The sequence below is a fragment of the Actinomycetospora straminea genome (genome assembly GCF_028737255.1).
Taxonomy (GTDB): domain Bacteria; phylum Actinomycetota; class Actinomycetes; order Mycobacteriales; family Pseudonocardiaceae; genus Actinomycetospora; species Actinomycetospora straminea.
In genome coordinates this window covers 16,607-32,932 of sequence record NZ_JAQZAN010000007.1, presented here as the reverse complement: position 1 = coordinate 32,932, position 16,326 = coordinate 16,607, and the positions used below count along the sequence as shown (strand labels likewise).

The 16,326-nt window shown below is 75.2% G+C and carries 15 protein-coding genes; 2 read left to right on the top strand and 13 right to left on the bottom strand.

The features are described from left to right. Window position 1 precedes the first annotated feature (1 nt). The 10 genes from PH190_RS11660 to PH190_RS11615 form a co-directional block, all read right to left on the bottom strand. Window positions 2-2,170 (bottom strand): Rv1355c family protein, encoded by a 2,169-nt coding sequence (locus tag PH190_RS11660; protein WP_274231678.1) that lies wholly within the window; start codon window positions 2,168-2,170, stop codon window positions 2-4. After that, window positions 2,167-2,883: a hypothetical protein gene (locus PH190_RS11655; protein WP_274231677.1), complete on the bottom strand. Its 717-nt coding sequence runs from the start codon at window positions 2,881-2,883 to the stop codon at window positions 2,167-2,169. Before PH190_RS11655 ends, PH190_RS11660 begins: the two co-directional genes overlap by 4 nt. Window positions 2,884-3,102: 219 nt before the next feature. Continuing rightward, window positions 3,103-3,675 carry a TIGR03086 family metal-binding protein gene (locus tag PH190_RS11650; RefSeq protein ID WP_274231676.1) on the bottom strand — a complete coding sequence of 191 codons (573 nt, stop codon included), beginning with the start codon at window positions 3,673-3,675 and terminating at the stop codon, window positions 3,103-3,105. Window positions 3,676-3,714: 39 nt separating this feature from the next. Continuing rightward, the gene (gene der / locus PH190_RS11645) at window positions 3,715-5,112 is read right to left on the bottom strand and encodes a ribosome biogenesis GTPase Der (protein WP_420791632.1); all 1,398 of its coding nucleotides are present in this window, start codon (window positions 5,110-5,112) and stop codon (window positions 3,715-3,717) included. 1 nt (window position 5,113) lies between these two features. Continuing rightward, window positions 5,114-5,869 (bottom strand): (d)CMP kinase, encoded by a 756-nt coding sequence (gene cmk / locus PH190_RS11640; protein WP_274231675.1) that lies wholly within the window; start codon window positions 5,867-5,869, stop codon window positions 5,114-5,116. A gap of 110 nt (window positions 5,870-5,979) precedes the next feature. Then, the gene (locus tag PH190_RS11635) at window positions 5,980-6,729 is read right to left on the bottom strand and encodes a pseudouridine synthase (RefSeq protein ID WP_274231674.1); all 750 of its coding nucleotides are present in this window, start codon (window positions 6,727-6,729) and stop codon (window positions 5,980-5,982) included. Between the two features lie 41 nt (window positions 6,730-6,770). Beyond that, complete coding sequence (locus PH190_RS11630; protein ID WP_274231673.1) at window positions 6,771-8,246, bottom strand: carboxylesterase/lipase family protein; 1,476 nt, start codon at window positions 8,244-8,246, stop codon at window positions 6,771-6,773. Next, window positions 8,243-8,830, bottom strand: a complete 588-nt coding sequence (gene scpB / locus PH190_RS11625) for an SMC-Scp complex subunit ScpB (RefSeq protein WP_274231672.1) — start codon at window positions 8,828-8,830, stop codon at window positions 8,243-8,245. Before scpB ends, PH190_RS11630 begins: the two co-directional genes overlap by 4 nt. Beyond that, window positions 8,827-9,627 (bottom strand): segregation and condensation protein A, encoded by an 801-nt coding sequence (locus PH190_RS11620; RefSeq protein ID WP_274231671.1) that lies wholly within the window; start codon window positions 9,625-9,627, stop codon window positions 8,827-8,829. Before PH190_RS11620 ends, scpB begins: the two co-directional genes overlap by 4 nt. Next, window positions 9,624-10,520, bottom strand: coding sequence for a ParA family protein (locus tag PH190_RS11615; RefSeq protein ID WP_274231670.1), 897 nt, complete (start codon window positions 10,518-10,520; stop codon window positions 9,624-9,626). The genes PH190_RS11620 and PH190_RS11615 overlap by 4 nt, the downstream gene beginning before the upstream one ends. Window positions 10,521-10,766: 246 nt before the next feature. Between PH190_RS11615 and PH190_RS11610 the strand changes: the two genes are divergently transcribed. Then, window positions 10,767-12,026, top strand: a complete 1,260-nt coding sequence (locus tag PH190_RS11610; protein ID WP_274231669.1) for an MFS transporter — start codon at window positions 10,767-10,769, stop codon at window positions 12,024-12,026. A gap of 24 nt (window positions 12,027-12,050) precedes the next feature. Here PH190_RS11610 and PH190_RS11605 read toward each other — a convergent pair whose 3' ends face one another. Beyond that, the gene (locus tag PH190_RS11605) at window positions 12,051-12,632 is read right to left on the bottom strand and encodes a TetR/AcrR family transcriptional regulator (protein WP_274231668.1); all 582 of its coding nucleotides are present in this window, start codon (window positions 12,630-12,632) and stop codon (window positions 12,051-12,053) included. A gap of 158 nt (window positions 12,633-12,790) precedes the next feature. On the opposite strand from PH190_RS11605, the gene PH190_RS11600 reads away from it, so the two are divergent. Continuing rightward, complete coding sequence (locus PH190_RS11600) at window positions 12,791-14,182, top strand: cytochrome P450 (RefSeq protein WP_420791638.1); 1,392 nt, start codon at window positions 12,791-12,793, stop codon at window positions 14,180-14,182. A 46-nt stretch (window positions 14,183-14,228) separates the two neighbouring features. Here the strand turns inward: PH190_RS11600 and xerD are convergent, their stop codons facing one another. Both xerD and ald read right to left on the bottom strand, forming a co-directional pair. After that, the gene (xerD, locus tag PH190_RS11595) at window positions 14,229-15,155 is read right to left on the bottom strand and encodes a site-specific tyrosine recombinase XerD (protein WP_274231666.1); all 927 of its coding nucleotides are present in this window, start codon (window positions 15,153-15,155) and stop codon (window positions 14,229-14,231) included. Further along, the gene (ald, locus tag PH190_RS11590) at window positions 15,152-16,276 is read right to left on the bottom strand and encodes an alanine dehydrogenase (RefSeq protein WP_274231665.1); all 1,125 of its coding nucleotides are present in this window, start codon (window positions 16,274-16,276) and stop codon (window positions 15,152-15,154) included. Before ald ends, xerD begins: the two co-directional genes overlap by 4 nt. Window positions 16,277-16,326 lie beyond the last annotated feature (50 nt).

Genomic DNA, 16,326 nt, shown 5'->3' with positions numbered 1-16,326 from the left:
TTCAGGTAATCGACGAGATCTCGGTCAGCGGACGCCGGCGGCTGCGGGGCGCGGGGACGTCGGCATGGCTCAGCCGCAGGACGAGGGCCACCGTCTCCCCGGCGGCGAGGCCGACGACGTCCCGGAAGGCGGACTGCAGGGCCGCGAGGCGGTCGGCGTACCGCGGCGACAGGGTCACCAGGTCGCCGGGACACGTCGCGTAGAGGAACACCGGCGACGTCGGGTGCACCGCGAGGCTCCGGTCCTCGGCGGCGACCCACACCGCCTCGACCGCCGCGCCGCCCCGCACGAAGTCCGCCGGCGCCGACCCCGCGACGGTCACGACCGCGAGCGCGGAGCTCGACGCCAACCGGTCGCGGGTGTCCTCGCCGAGCGCGACCCCGGCGTCCCAGTCGGCGAGCAGGGCCATGACCTCGGGGCGCCGGGCGATGGCGAGCTTCGCGAGGTCCGCGGGGTCCAGGCCGAGGGTCCGGGTCTCGATGCCGACGTCGGTCCGCGCGGCGCCGGGCTCGACGAGCTCGGCGAACATCTCCCGGTGCAGCCGCTCGGTCAGGTAGCGCACGCGGTCCGACGCGGCCAGCGTCTCCCCCACGGCGACGAGGTCGTCGCCGGTGACGAGGTGCACCCGCCCGCCCTCGGCGTGTGCGGCCTCCCGCAACGCCGCGACCGCCTCGTCGGCCAGCGGCGCAGGCCGGCCGTGCGCGCGGTTGGTCCCCCGGCGCAGCACCCCGGCGTGGGCGGCCGCGAGGCGCTCGTCGCCGTCGGTCCCCAGACGCAGCGTCGCCACGAGGTCCGGGTCGGCGGGGTCGCCGAAGAGCCGGCACGGCCCGAGGGCGCCGGCGGCCGCGGCCGCGGTGCGCGCGTTGAACAGGGCCGCGCCGAGCGCGACGTAGCTGCCGCGGTGCTCGACGTCCATCGTCGTCGTGCGCTCGCGGTCGAGGCGCAGGTGGACCACGGGATCGCCGGCGCCTCCCACGCCGGCCCCGACCTCGACCCGCCACGGCTGGACGTTGCCGCCCGACGGGGCGCGACGGATCGCCTCGAGGACCGCGTCGACCACCGCGGGCCCGCGCCCCGCCGTCGCCGGGGGCACGGGCGCGGGCTCGTCGACCGGCGGCCGCTCGACCGGCGACTGCTCGATGGGCACGGGACCGAGCGCGTCGAGGCGCTCGTCGAGGTCGACGCGGACGCGCCCGGAGGCCAGCGCGCGCCCGGTGCCCAGCCGGCGCACCGCCGCGGCGACGGTCGCCCCGCCCAGCGTGACGTCGCCGCCCAGCTGCGGCCACGTGGTCAGCGTGCGGCCGACCTCGACCATGGAGGCGGCCGTCCGCGCCGACAGGTCCGCGGCCCCGAGGATCCGCAGGACGTGGGGCACCTTGTCCTCGGCCGACAGCGCGCGCAGCCCCGCCGAGTCCACGTCGCCGAGCAGGCCGTGGAGCAGCGGGCGATCGGGCTCGAGGTCGAAGCGCTCGACGTCGAGCAGGCCGCGGTCGCTGGTCTCCATCAGCACCGGGATGCGCCGGCGGCGCGCCTCCTCCCGCAACCGCACCTTGACGTCGAGGGAGTCGCACTCCTCGACGAGGACGTCCAGCCCGTCGAGGAACGCCGCGAGGCCGTCGTCGGTGACGCCGTCGGGCTCCACGACCGTGGTCAGGTACGGGTCGAGCTCGGCGATCCGGCGGGCCGCGACCACCGCCTTGTTGAGACCGAGGTCGAGCAGCGTCGCCGGTAGGCGGTTGAGGTTCGAGACCTCCACCGCGTCGAAGTCGGCCAGCCGCAGCTCGCCGCACAGCCCCTCCAGGGCGAGCGTGTGCGCGATCGTGTGCCCGACGCTCAGGCCCACCACGCCGATCCGCAACCGGCGCAACCGGTCCTGCTCGGCCGCGGTGATCTTGTTCCGGTTCCGGTCGAGGCGCAGCCGGCGGAAGTCCTCCTCCCCCAGGACGGCGACGACCGTGCGCCGCCACGGGTAGAAGGCCCAGGTGCTCGACGGCCCGCGCGCCCCGGACCGGATGCCGGCCAGGTCGGCGTGCTGGGCCTCCCGCCGGTCGATCACCGTGACGCCCGGGTCGGCCCGCAGGCCGGCCAGGACCTCGGCGTCGGCGGGGACGGCCTCGTCGAGGAGGACGGCCCGCCACCCGTCTTCGTCGGTCGGCCCGGTGGTGCTCACCGCCGGACGGCCGGGATCGCGGGCGACAGCAGCTGCGCGGTCTCCAGGTCGAGGGCGCGCCGGACGCCGTCCGGGACCGTGGCGGGCAGGTCCCAGCGGTCCCACCACAGGAGGTTCGTGCGGTAGCGGACGTCGGGGTAGCCGGCGGTCGCGAGGCCGCCGACCGCGAGCGCGCCGGTCGCGGCCCACATCGGCAGTGCGTGGGCCGCCGCCGTCCCGAACGCGTACCGGGCCCCGAGGATCATCGAGGCGTGCAGCGGGACCCGGGCGACGCCGCTGACGATCTCGCGGCGGTCCGGGACGTCGCGCTCCACCCACACGGTCTTCGACTCCACCACCCCGAACGGCAGGCGTTCCTCGATCAGGGCCCGGACGAGCGGCTGGTCGGGGTGCCCGTCCCACTCCGCGACGGCGTGCGCCTGATCGGCGCTGGTGTAGGGCCCCTGGGAGCGCAGGCCGGCGACCACGCGGTCGTCCGGCGAGAGAACAACGACGAACAGCGCCGTGGACGCGCCCTCCCGCACCCGGTCGAGGTCCACCACCCCGCCGACCCCGTGGGCGGCGTAGCTGCGCGCGGCCCCGGCGAGGTACTCGTCCCACAGCTCCGGCTCGGCGCGCGGCGTGCTGACGACGACGCGGTGCCGGCACTCCGCGATGCAGTAGCTCAGCGGTCGTGCGCCGGTCGAGCCGTCCAGGGTGATCACTGCGGTCACGGTGGCTCCCGACCCGTCGACCGGCTCGCGACCCCGACGACCGCGACCCGACAAGATCCATCGTGCTCGGACGGTCGCGGCGGACACACCGCCGTCGAGGTGTCACGGTGATCGCTCGTCCGCCCGGGCGCGGCCACGAACCGTGGGCGCCTGCGCCCGGCCGGTGACCGCGGCCGCGGCAAACTCCGACGATCGGCGGGGAGCCTGCGGGGCGAGGGCTCAGCCGGCGGTCGTGAGCGGGCGCCGCGGGTCGCGCCCGGCGAGGGCGAGCACCCGCTCGAGTTCGCTCCCGCTGTCGGTGCTCACCACCGGCCCGTAGAGCCCGGTGCGCTGCTCCTGCGGCGCGTGCTCGAAGGTCGCGACGAAACCCCGCACGATCGCGAGGTCCTCGTCGCGCACCTCGTACGCCGTGCCGATCGCCTGCGCGAGGTCCCAGCCGTGCAGCACCAGCTCCTCGAGCGCCACGACCCCGAGGTCGGCGCGCGGCATCGACAACCCGCCGGCCTGGCCCTCGCCCTCCCACGCGCTGGGCTCGCGCCAGGCGGTGACGAGGTCGTCGAGGCGGGCGTCGAGCTCGGTGCGCCAGTCGTCGGGCAGCTGCTCCGGTGCCCCGCCGGCCTGCGTCTCCTCGTGCCGGGCGACCCGCACGAAGTGCCCGGCGAAGGCGAGGAGGTGCCCGAGCAGGTCGCGCACCGTCCATTCTCCGCACGGGGTCGGGCGGGCGAGGTCGTCGTCGCCCACCCGGGCGACGACACGGGCCATCTGCTGCGCGGTGGGTCCGAGATCGTGCACGTCGATCACTCCTCAGGACGGCGAAGTCCTAGGAATGTATCAGCGTCCGCGACCCCCGCGCTTCCCCTTCTCGCGCACCCGCACGTTGATCTGCACCGGGGTGCCGGTCAGCGGGAAGGTCTCGCGCAGCTTGCGCTCGAGGAAGCGCCGGTACCCCGCCTCGAGGAAGCCCGAGGTGAACAGCACGAACGTCGGCGGGCGGTTCTGCGCCTGCGTCGCGTAGAGGATCTTCGGCTGCTTGCCGCCGCGCACCGGCGGCGGGGTGGCGGCGACGACGTCGGCGAGCCACTGGTTGAGCTGGCCGGTCGGCACGCGCCGGTCCCAGTTCTCCAGCGCGGTCCGCATGGCCGGCGCGAGCTTCTGCACCGCGCGGCCCGTGCGCGCCGAGATGTTGACCCGCTCGACCCACGGGAACCGCACCAGCGCCCGCTCGAGCTCGCGGACCATGGCGTGGCGGCGGTCCTCGTCGACGAGGTCCCACTTGTTCATCGCGAGCACCAGCGCCCGCCCTGCCTCGGCGACCTGCGAGGCGACCCGCAGGTCCTGCTCGCTGATCGGCTCGGAGGCGTCGAGCAGCAGCACGGTCACCTCGGCGGCATCGATCGCGGCCTTCGTGCGCAACGAGGCGTAGTACTCGGTGCCCGACGCCTGCCCGACCTTGCGCCGCAGGCCCGCCGTGTCGACGATCTTCCAGGTCTCGCCGTCGATCTCGACCAGCGAGTCCACGGGGTCGGTGGTCGTGCCGGCGACGGCGTCGACCACCGAGCGGGTCTCGCCGGTGAGCTGGTTGAGCAGGCTCGACTTGCCGACGTTCGGCTTCCCGACCAGCGCGACGCGCCGGGGCCCGCCCTCGAGGTCCACGTCGTCGCGGGGGCTCTCGGGCATCGCCTCGAGCACCAGGTCGAGCAGGTCGCCCGACCCGCGCCCGTGCAGGCCCGAGACCGGGTGCGGCTCGCCGAGCCCGAGGCGCCACAGCGCCGCGATCTCGCCCTCGCCCCGCGAGTCGTCGATCTTCGTGGCGGCGAGGATCACCGGGCGGTCGGAGCGGCGCAGCGTGCGCGCGACCGCCTGGTCGACCGCCGTGGCGCCGACCTGGCCGTCGACCACCAGCAGGATCACGTCCGCGGTGCGCATCGCCGTCTCGGCCTGCGCCGAGATGGCGGCCTGCATGCCCTTCGCGTCCGGCTCCCACCCGCCGGTGTCGAGCAGCGTGAAGCGCCGCCCGTTCCAGAGCGCGTCGTAGGCGACGCGGTCGCGCGTCACGCCCGAGACGTCCTGGACCACGGCCTCGCGGCGGCCCAGGATGCGGTTGACCAGCGTCGACTTGCCCACGTTGGGGCGCCCGACGACCGCCAGCACCGGCTGCGCCGGGCGGGCGTCGTCGGGAAGATCGCCCGTGCCTTCGCCGATGAGCGAAGCGGGCCCTTCCTGACTCACGTCATCCTCCGTGTCTGCCGACTCCCGCGTCGGCGAGGCCGGTGACCAGTCCGCGGTCCTCGGCCAGGTGCTGCAGGCGTGCGAGCACGCCCTCGATGTCCAGGGTCGAGGTGTCGACCTCGACCGCGTCCTCCGCCGCGCGCAGCGGGGACGCCGCGCGCGAGGAGTCGAGCTTGTCCCGCCGGGCCAGGTCGGCCCGGGTGTCCGGCCCACCGGAGCGTCCGGCGGCGGTGTTCTCCGCGTCCCGCCGGCCCGCGCGGACCAGCTCGGAGGCGGTGAGGAACACCTTCAGCCCGGCGTCCGGCAGGACGACCGTGCCGATGTCGCGTCCCTCGACCACGATGCCGGCCCCGTCGGCCAGGGCCTCGTCGACGATGCGGCGCTGCTCGGCCACGAGGTGCGCGCGCACCGCCGTGAGCGCCGAGACCGCCGACACCGCCGAGGTGACCTGGGTGCCGCGGATCTCGGCGTCGACGTCCTCACCGTCGAGGCGCACCCGCGGCTCGGCCGGGTCGGTGGACACGGTGACCCGCGCCCCGAGCGCCACGCCCACCACGTCGTCGTCGCCGTCGGACGCGGTGGCGGCCACGTCGAGGGGCAGCCCCGCGCGCAGGACCGCGAGCGTCACGGCGCGGTACATGGCCCCGGTGTCGAGATAGCGAGCGTCGAGCCGCATCGCGAGCCCGCGCGCCGTGGTCGACTTGCCCGTCCCGGAGGGCCCGTCGACGGCGACCACCCCGCGCAACGTCCCGTCCATCCCCGCGCCTCCCGAACGTCGGCCACACAGCGTTCGGAAGACCATTGTGCCCTGCGGACGGGTGTGACGTCCGCCCCGTCCGGCGCACGTCACGCGCCGACGGCGGCTCGTCAGAGCCCGACGGCCTTGTACAGCGCCCCGACCTCGTCCTGGCCGAGCTTGCGCAGGGTGCCAGGACGCTGGTCACCGAGGCGGACGTCACCGACGGCGGTGCGCACGAGGCGTGCCACGGGCTTGTCGACGGCGTCGAGCAGGCGCCGCACGATGTGCTTGCGGCCCTCGTGCAGCACGACCTCGACCATCACCCGCGCGCCCGAGCGGTCGACGACGCGGAAGCTGTCGACCGCGACCGGCCCGTCCTCGAGATCCACGCCCTCGCGCAGCCGGCGCCCGAGGTCCTTCGGGATGGGAGCGCGGATCTCGGCGAGGTAGGTCTTCGGCACCTCGTACGAGGGGTGCATGAGCCGGTTCGCCAGCTCGCCGTCGTTGGTCAGCAGCAGCAGACCCTCGGTGGCGGCGTCGAGGCGCCCGACGTGGAACAGGCGCTGGCCCTCGGCCTTCTCGAGGACGACGTCACCGACGCAGCGGCGACCCTGCTCGTCCCACATCGTCGAGAGCATGCCCTCGGGCTTGTTCAGCGCGAGGTGCACGGTCTCGGTGTCGGTGACGATCCGCGAGCCGTCGACGTGGATCACCGCGGTGTCCGGGTGGACCCGGATGCCCATCTCGGTGACGACCTTGCCGTCGACCTCGACGCGGCCCTCCCGCATGAGGATCTCCGCCTGCCGCCGCGAGGCGACGCCCGCCTCCGCCAGCACCTTCTGCAGGCGGACACCCTCGCCGCCCTCCGACCCGCTCACCGCACTCCTCCGCTCACCCGGCCCTCCAGCCTACGGCCTGCTCAGCGCACCCCGTCCCAGACCTCCTGCTCGGGGCCGTCGGGGGTGTCGGTCTCGCTGTCCTCGGCGGCGAACCGGCGCGTCGTCGGCGTCTCGGCGGTGTACTCCGGCCAGCCCGGGTCGCCGTCGCGCGCGAAGGCCACCCACGCCGTCCGCATCCGGGCGGCGAGCGCGCGGGTCTCCTCGGTGTCGGGCACGGCGAGCGCGCCGGTGTCGACGTGCCCGACGGCGTCGAAGACGAACGGCAGCTCGCGGCCGTGGCAGGCGCCGAGGCCGTCCTGGCCCCAGGCGAACAGGTAGCGCCAGGTCCGCCCGCGGTGTGCGTCGGCGAGACGGCGGGTGGGCACGCCGAACATCCAGTCGGTGCGGATCGCCTCGTGCAACGCGGCCGGCGTCGCGCCCCGCACCGCGGCGCGGTAGGTGTCGACGACGCGGTCGGGGTCGTCGTGGAGGCGCGCGACGGTGGCGCGCAGGGCCTCCTCGCCCGGCGGCGCGAGCCCCAGCGCCTCGTCGAAGAGCCGGTAGAGGGCCATCTCGTCGACGTTGTGCCCGACGAGCAGGTCGACCTCGCTCGCCGCGCCGGCCGCCACGGCGTCCACGGGCGGGCCGTCGAGCAGGTCGCCGTCGATCACCGGGCCGAGCAGCGCCAGGCCCATGAGGGGGTCGCGCAGCCCCTGGACGGCGAGGTCGGGCGGGTGCTCGCCCAGCCGCGCGACGGCGGCGACGAGGCCCTCGTCGGGGACGTCGACCAGCGCGTGCGGGTCCACGCCGAGCTCGTCGGCCAGGGCCTGGGTCACGACCGCGGCCTGGGCGGGCGCGAGGACCTGCGAGCCCCCGCCGCTCTGCACCACCGCGCGGCGCACGAGGCCCCGCGGGGCGGCGACGAGGAGGTCGGCGACGCTCAGCGCGCCCGCCGACTCCCCGAACACCGTGATCCGGTCCGGGTCGCCGCCGAAGGCCGCCGCGTTGTCCCGCACCCACTGCAGGGCCGCGATCTGGTCGTGCAGCCCGCGGTTGGCGACGACCCCGGGCAGCGCCGCGAACCCGGGCACGCCGAGGCGGTAGTTGACGGAGACGACGACGGCGCCCTCGCGGGCGAGCCGCGTGCCGTCGTACACGGGGGCGCGGGCGGTGCCGGCGGTGAACGACCCGCCGTGCACGAACACCATCACCGGCAGGCCCGCGCCGCCCGCGTCGGGCGTGCGCACGTCCGCGGTCAGGTAGTCGGCGCCGGGCACCCAGCCGGGGCCGACGATCGGGCTGATGTCGGGCAGACCCGGGACGTCGGTCCGACCCTGCGGCGCCGTCGGGCCGGGCGCGGTGGCGTCGCGCTCGCCGTCCCAGCGCGCCGGCTCGGGGCGGGCGAAGCGCCGCTCCCCCACCGGCGCCGCCGCGTACGGCACGCCGAGGAAGGCGGCGATCCCGTCGGTCAGGGTGCCGCGGATGACGCCGCCGGTGGTCTTCCGGGTCTCGTTCACTCCTCGCGGGTGCCCTCTTCGTCGATGTCGTCCACGTCGGGCAGCAGCGGGGCGATCGGCGGCAGCTCGTCGATGGACTGCAGGCCGAGGCGCTCGAGGAACAGCTCGGTGGTGCGGTAGAGCGTCCCGCCGCCGACGTCGGTGCCCGCCTCGATGATCAGCCCGCGGGCGGCCAGCGTGCGCATGACGCCGTCGACGTTGACCCCGCGCACCGCCGCCACCCGCGACCGCGTCACCGGCTGGCGGTAGGCGACGATCGCGAGCGTCTCCAGGGCCGCGCGGGTCAGGCGCGTGCGCTGGCCGTCGAGGACGAAGCGCTCGACGTACGGCGCGAAACGGTCGCGGCTGTAGAGCCGCCAGCCCTCGCCGGTGGCGCGCAGCTCGATGCCGCGCTCGCGCTCGGTGTACTCGGCGGCCAGCGTCTCCAGGGCGTCCCCGACCCGCGCCACGGGCTGGCCGAGGACGTCGGCGAGCTGGTCGGTCGGCGCCGGCGCGTCCACCACGAGCAGCACGGCCTCGAGCGCGGCGACGAGCTCGGTGTCGGAGGTCAGCGCCTCCTCGATCTCCTCGAGGGGATCGGTCACGCGTCCTCCTCGACCATCCCGGCGCTGCCCGCGTCACCACCCGGTGCCCAGCGGACGCGGAGCTCGGCGAACGCCTCCGGCTGGTCGAGGGCGACGTCGCGGGCGCGGTACATCTCGAGCACGGCGAGGAAGCGTCCCACGACCTCGATGCCCTGCTCGCAGTCGGCGACCAGCTCGGCGAACGTCGCCGCGCCCGCCGCCTGCAGGCGCCCGGAGAGGATGCGGACCTGCTCGGGCACCGACACCGTCGACGCGTGCAGGTGGTCCAGGCCGACCGTCGGGGGCGGCTTGGGCCGGAACACCGCGGCCGCGATCTCGGCGAACCCGTCGGCGTCGACGCCCAGCTGCACGGGCGGGAGCAGCTCGGCGAACCGCGGCTCCAGCGTCACCGCGCGCGGGTAGCGCATGCGCGCCGCGCCCTCGAGCTCGCGGAAGAGGGCCGCCACCTGCTGGTAGGCGCGGTACTGCAGGAGGCGCGCGAACAGGACGTCGCGGGCCTCGAGCAGCGCGAGGTCCTCCTCGTCCTCGACCTCGGCCTGGGGCAGCAGCCGCGCGGCCTTGAGGTCGAGCAGGGTGGCCGCGACGACGAGGAAACCGGTGGTCTCCTCGAGGTCGGCGTCGTCGCCCAGCGCCGCGGTGTAGGCGATGAAGTCGTCGGTGACGCGGGAGAGCGCGACCTCGGTGACGTCGAGCTCGTGGCGGCCGATGAGCTGCAGGAGCAGGTCGAACGGCCCGGCGAAGTTGTCCAGGCTGACCTGGAACCGGACGCGTTCGGGGGCTTCCGGCGTCAGCGTCACCGGGCGATGACCTCACGGGCCAGGGCGCGGTAGGCCTCGGCGCCGGCCGACCGCGTGGCCCACCGGGTGATGGGCTCGCCGGCCACCGTGGTCTCGGGGAAGCGCACGGTGCGGTTGATGACGGCGTCGAAGACGAGCTCGCCGAAGGCCTCGACGACGCGGGTCATCACCTCGCGCGTGTGCAGCGTCCGCGGGTCGTACATGGTGGCCAGGATGCCGGTGATCTCGAGCTTGGGGTTCAGCCGGTCCTGCACCTTCTCGATCGTGTCCATCAGCAACGCCACCCCGCGCAGGCTGAAGAACTCGCACTCGAGCGGGATGAGCACCCCGTCCGCGCAGGCCAGCGCGTTGACCGTCAGCAGGCCGAGGGACGGCTGGCAGTCGACGAGGACGTAGTCGTAGCGGTCGAGCACCGGCGCGATCGTGCGGCCCAGCGACTGCTCGCGGCCGACCTCGGTGACCAGCTGCACCTCGGCCGCGGAGAGGTCGATGTTCGACGGCAGCAGGTCCATCCCCTCGACGGTGGTCGGGCGGATGACGTCGTCGATCGTCGTGCCCTTCTCCATGAGGAGGTTGTAGATCGTCGTCTCGAGCTGGTGGGGCTGCACGCCCAGGCCGACCGAGAGCGCGCCCTGCGGGTCGAAGTCGACGAGCAGGACCCGGCGGCCGTACTCGGCGAGCGCGGCGCCGAGGTTGATCGTGGACGTCGTCTTCCCGACGCCGCCCTTCTGGTTGCACATCGCGAGGACGGTCGCGGGGCCGTGCCCGTCGAGGGGCCCGGGGACCGGGACGAACCGGCGCGGGCGGCCCGGCGGGACCTCGGCTGTCTGCTCCGGGGGGTTCTCGGGGGGCTGGTCGGTGGCCGGCCAGAGGACCGGCTGCGGGTTCGACATCGCGTGTCCCTCCCTCGCGTGCCCGGCCGCGTGCTCGTGCGATCAGCGTAGGCACGGCGTCCCCCACGCTGGTGCGCGACGCGCCGAGCACGCCGCGGGCTGCGTCACGTCCGTGACCGAGGGCCACGTGTCCCTGCCCGATCCGTCACGATCTCCCGGTCAACGGAAGAGGTGGCGACGCCGTGGTGTGACCGCTCGCATACTCTCCGCTTCCCCTGCCGTCCGTCGACCACGAGGACCTGAGCGATGACGACCGAGCCGACCACCGCCGCGCCCGGCCCGGGCACCCGCAGCCCCGGCGCGGGCTGGGTGCGCCCGCTGTGCTGGTCCGCCGTGGCCCTCGAGGGCTTCGACCTCGTCGTCCTCGGCGTCGTGCTGCCGGTCCTGCTGCGCGACCCGAGCTGGGACCTCGACCCCGCCGGCGCCTCGGTGGTCGTCACCGTCGGCCTGCTCGGCGTCATGGCCGGCGCCCTGGCCGTCGGGCCGATCGCCGACGTCATCGGGCGCCGGGCGACGATGATCTGGACGGTCGCCGGCTTCTCGGTGCTCACGCTGGCGTGCGCCTTCGCCCCGAACCCCGAGGTGCTGGGCGTGCTGCGCTTCCTCGCGGGCCTCGGCCTCGGCGGGGTGCTGCCGGTCGCATTGGCGCTCGTCGCCGAGTACGCACCGCGGGGCCGCGGCAGCAGCGCCACGACGATCCTCATGACCGGCTACCACGTCGGCGCGGTGCTGACCGCGCTGCTCGGCATCCTGCTCATCAGCTCGCTGGGCTGGCAGGCGATGTTCGTGGCCGGCGCGATCCCGGCGGTGGTGCTGCTGCCGCTGATCATCATGCGGCTGCCGGAGTCGGCGGAGTACCTGGAGCGCCGGGGCGGGTCGCGGGACTCGAGCTGGCGCGGTGCCCGCAGCGAGCGCCGCAACCCGGTCGCGACGCTCTTCCGCGAGGGCCTCGCGCGCCCGACCATCGCGTTCTGGATCTCGTCGTTCATGGGCCTGCTGCTGGTCTACGGCCTCAACACCTGGCTGCCCGAGATCATGCGCTCGGCGGGCTACGAGCTCGGCGCCGCGCTGGCCCTGCTGCTCGTGCTCAACGTCGGCGCCATCCTGGGCCTGCTGCTCGCGGGCACCGTCGCCAACCGGATCGGCGTCCGTCCGGCGACCATCGCCTGGTTCGCCGCGGCGACCCTCTTCCTCGCGCTCCTGTCGATCCGGCTGCCCGGCATCGGCGTGTACGTCAGCGTGCTGCTCGCCGGCATCTTCGTGTTCTCGGCACAGGTGCTGGTGTACGCCTACGTGTCGCAGCTCTATCCCGCCGAGGTGCGGGGCACGGCGCTGGGCACGGCCAGCGGGGTCGGGCGGCTCGGCGCGATCAGCGGGCCGATCATCGGCGGCGCGCTGCTCCAGGCCGGCGTCGCCTACCCCTGGGGCTTCTACGTCTTCGCCCTCGTCGCCGCCCTCGGCGCCCTGGGTGTCGTGCTGGTGGGCCGGGCGCCGGCACGTGCGTGATCTCCTGAGCCATGGCTCAGGAGATCACGCACGATCCAGGTAGCGGACCACCGTCGTCGCGATCTGGTCGGCGACGACGTCGGGCGGGTGCAGCGGCAGCACGACGTGGCTGATCGTGAGCCGCGCGGCGATCTCGGCGGCCGCGGTCGTGGTGGCCGCGTCGAGCCCGGGTCGCCGGCGGGTGAGGAAGGCCGCGGCCCGGTCCCGCGCCGCGGCCACCAGCGGCTCGGCCTCGCTGGTCAGCAGCGGCAGCAGCTCCTCGGCGCCCTGGCCGGTGAGCAGCACGCGCAGCAGGGGGTCGCGGGCGGTCGTGTCGAGCGTGGTCCGCACGGCCGACGACCAGGCGCGGTACAGGTCGTCCTCGCCGTCGAGCGCCGCCTCGAGCTCGCCCAGGAACTCCTCGGTCCGGCGCAGGACCAGCGCCGCGGCCAGGCCCTGCTTGCTCGCGAACTCGTTGTAGAGCGTCTGGCGGCTGACCCCGATGCCGTCGGCGACGTCCTGCAGCCGCAGCCCGCGCCAGCCGCCGGCGACCAGCAGCTCCGCGGCCCGCTCCTGCGCCTCGTCGCGCACGAGTCCCCGGGTGCGGGCGGCGAAGGAGCTGGGCACGGCGCGAGGGTAGACGTTCACCACCTCCGTGTCTGCCCCGTGGACACGAACGCCGTCTGTGTCTAGCGTTCCGGGCACCAGCCCACGCCCCGGAGGTGGCCGTGTCCGTGGTCCGCACCGCGACGGGCGAGCGCCTGTCGTCCGTCGTGCTCACGCCGATGCCGACGGGCGTCGACCGCCGCATCCTGGAGCGGTCGCGGCCGCGTCGCGTCGTGCCGCTCGCGCAACCGCCCGCCGGCTCGGGCCTGGACGCCGTCCCCGGGGACGCCGGCCCGCCCGTCGTCGGGCACACGCTGACCTACATCCGCTTCGGCCACGCCTTCACCCGCGCCCGGCACGCGACGCTGGGGCCGGTGTCGTGGTGCGGGTTCGCGGGCGAGCACGTCGTCATCGCCGCCGGCCCCGAGGCCACCCACGCCGTGCTGACGAACCCGGAGAAGGCGTACTCGCAGGACGGCTGGCGGTTCCTCGTCGACGACTTCTTCCACCGCGGGCTCATGCTCCTCGACGGCGACGAGCACCGCGTGCACCGGCGTGTCATGCAGGAGGCGTTCACGGCGCCGCGGGTGCGCGGGTACGTCGACCGCACGGTGCCGGTGCTGCGCGAGGCCATCCCGACCTGGCCCCGCGGCCGCGAGGTGCGCATCTACCCGATGCTCAAGCGGCTGACCCTCGACGTCGCCACCCACGTCTTCATGGACGACCGCTCGGGCCCCGAGGCCGAGGCCGTCAACGAGGCGTTCATGGCGTGCGTGCAGGCGGCGAGCGCGATCGTGCGCCGCGACCTGCCCGGCACCCGCTTCCGGGCCGGCCTGCGCGGGCGGGCGCTGCTCGAGCGGTACTTCCGCGCGGCGCTGCCGGGCAAGCGGGAGAGCGACGGCGACGACCTGTTCGCCGCCCTGTGCCGCGCCCGCACCCCGGAGGGCGAGGCGTTCACCGACGACGACGTCGTCAACCACATGATCTTCCTGATGATGGCCGCCCACGACACGTCGACGATCACCAGCGCGGCCGCCGCCTACTACCTCGCCGCCAACCCGGCGTGGCAGGAGCGGGCGCGGGCGGAGTCGCTGGCGCTCGGTGACGCACCCCCGGACCGGGCCGCGCTCGAGTCGCTGACGACGTTGGACCTGGTCATCCGGGAGTCGCTGCGTCTGGCCGCGCCGGTGCCGGTGGTCATGCGGCGCACGACGCGCGACACCGCCCTGCTCGGCCACCACCTCCCGGCGGGCCAGCTGGTCATGGCCGCGGGCGCGGCGAACCACTTCGACCCGGCGATCTGGACCGACCCCGACGTCTTCGACCCCGAGCGCTTCGCCGAGCACCGCCGCGAGGACAAGGGCCACCGCGACGCCTGGATCCCGTTCGGCGGCGGCGTGCACAAGTGCCTGGGCATGCTGTTCGGTTCGCTCGAGGTGACGGCGATCCTGCACGAGCTGTTGCGCCACCACCGCATCACCGTCGCGCCGGGCTACACCCCGCGCTGGGACAACACCTCGCTGCCCGTGCCCGCCGACGGCCTCCCCCTGCGCCTGGAGCCGCTGGGCTGACCGGAGGTATGTGAGTGATTTTCCCGGCTATGGCCGGGAAGATCACTCACATACGGGCCCGCGGGTGCGCCATCGCGAAGACCTCGCGCAGGGTGTCGACGGTGACCTGGGTGTAGATCTGCGTCGTGGTCACCGAGGCGTGCCCGAGCAGCTCCTGCACCACGCGCAGGTCGGCGCCGCCGTCGAGCAGGTGCGTGGCGAACGAGTGCCGCAGGGTGTGCGGGGAGATCGCGCCGGCGACGCCCGCCCGGTCGGCGGCCTCGCGCAGCGACGCCCAGGCGCTCTGGCGCGACAGGCGCGCCCCGCGGGCGTTGAGGAACAGCGCCGGCGTGCCCCTCCCCCGCGCCGCCAGCGCCGGGCGGGCCCGCACGCGGTAGGCCTCGAGCGCCGCGAGCGCCGGCCGACCGATCGGCACGATCCGCTGCTTGCCGCCCTTGCCGGCCAGGCGCACCGACCGCTCGGTGGTGTCGACGTCGTCGACGTCCAGCCCGACGGCCTCGGAGATCCGCGCGCCCGTGGAGTAGAGCAGCTCGAGCAGGGCGCGGTCGCGCACGCCGGCGACGTCGTCGGACTCGCCCCCGCGCGTGGTCAGCAGCCGGTCGACCGTCGCGACGTCCAGCGCCTTCGGCAGCCGGCGCGGCGGGGCGGGCGGGTGCACCTCGCGCGCCACGTCCACCGCGACCATGCCCTCGGCCAGCGCGAAGCGGTGCAGACCCCGGACCGCGACGACCGCCCGCGTCGCCGACGCCGTCGCCAGCGGCGCCCGCCCGCCGGCACCGGTGCGCAGGGCCACGAGGAAGTCGCCGACGTGGCGCTCGGTGACGTCGGCGAGATCGGTGACGCCGGCGGCGTCGAGGTGCTCGAGGTAGCGCGCGAGGTCGCGGCGGTAGGACGCCAGCGTGTTCTCCGCCGTGCCGCGCTCGACGAGCAGGTGGTCGAGGTAGACGCGGACGGCGGAGGCCGGCGCGGTCACGCCACCCCCGGCAGCACCTCGGAGAGCTCGCGGACGGGCAGGTCGTGCGCGGCGCCGACCGCGGGGGTGGTCAGCTCGCCGTCGACGACGTTGACGCCCTTCGCGAGTGCGGGGTCGGCGGCCGCGGCCTTGGCCAGTCCCTGGTCGGCGAGCGCGAGCACGTAGGGCAGCGTGACGCCGGTGAGCGCGCGGGTCGAGGTCGTCGGGACCGCGCCCGGGACGTTGGCGACGCAGTAGAAGATCGAGTCGTGCACGCGGTACGTCGGCTCGGCGTGCGTGGTGGGGTGGGTGTCGGCGAAGCAGCCGCCCTGGTCGACGGCGAGGTCGACGAGCACCGACCCGCGCCGCATCTGCCCCACCAGCTCCGACGACACGAGCACCGGGGCCCGCGCGCCGGGCACGAGCACGGCGCCGATGACGAGGTCCGCCTCGCGGCAGGCGCGCTCGACCTCCGGTGCGCTGGAGAGCACGGTGCGCACGGCACCGGAGAAGATCTCGTCGACGCGGCGCAGGGCCCGGACGTTGGTGTCGAGCACCTCGACCGACGCCCGCAGCCCGACCGCGATCGTCGTGGCCGCGAGCCCCGAGGTCCCGGCGCCGATGACCGCGACGCGGCCCGGGCGCACGCCGGGCACGCCGCCGAGCAGCACGCCGCGCCCGCCCTGCGCGTTCTCCAGGTGGTGCGCGCCGACCTGCGGCGCCATGCGCCCGGCGATCTCGCTCATCGGCGCGAGCAGCGGCAGCGCGCCGTCGGCGGTCTGCACGGTCTCGTACGCGACGGCGGTCGCCCCGGCGTCCAGGAGCGCCTGCGTGCACTCCCGCGACGCCGCGAGGTGCAGGTAGGTGAACAGCACCTGCCCGCGGCGCAGCCGGTGGTACTCCTCGGGCACGGGCTCCTTGACCTTGAGCAGCAGGTCGCTCGACGCCCACACGTCGTCGGCCCGCTCGAGGATCGTCGCCCCGGCCTCGCGGAAGGCGTCGTCGGTGATGGCGGACCCCTCGCCCGCGCCGGCCTCGACGACGACCTCGTGGCCGCGGCGTCCGAGCTCGGTCACGCCGATGGGCGTCAGCGCCACCCGGTCCTCGTGGTCCTTGACCTCCCGCGGCACGCCCACCTTCATGGCCGGACCATAGCGGGACGCCGGGGCCCGCAGCGCCCGCCGCGCGCGGC